We start from the raw sequence: 278 nt of genomic DNA, 5'->3' as shown, positions 1-278 counted from the left end.
CCCCGCCCCCGTCGGCGGCGTCTCCGTGGGCTGAGTCCCCGCGGCACCACCCCAACCCCCTCGCCTCGACCCCCCCCCCCCCGCACAGGTCCGCGCCGCCCAGGTTCGCGCCGCCCAGGTTCGCGTCGCACAGGTTCGCGACGCCCAGGTTCGCGTCGCACAGGTTCGCGTCGCACAGGTTCGCGACGCCCAGGTTCGCGCCGCCCAGGTTCGCGCCGCCCAGGTTCGCGTCGCACAGGTTCGCGCCGCCCAGGTTCGCGGCGCCCAGGTTCGGGCGG

Annotated in this window: 1 protein-coding gene; it reads right to left on the bottom strand. The window is 77.3% G+C overall.

Going from position 1 to position 278, the window contains the following annotated elements; translation table 11 throughout:
- Positions 1-278 (bottom strand): pentapeptide repeat-containing protein (locus O4H32_RS14930; RefSeq protein WP_269360406.1); only part of this gene is annotated, 278 nt, incomplete at both ends.

The organism is Castellaniella denitrificans (genome assembly GCF_027214045.1).
Taxonomy (GTDB): Bacteria; Pseudomonadota; Gammaproteobacteria; order Burkholderiales; family Burkholderiaceae_B; genus Castellaniella; species Castellaniella denitrificans_A.
This window is presented reverse-complemented; position numbering and strand designations above follow the sequence as displayed.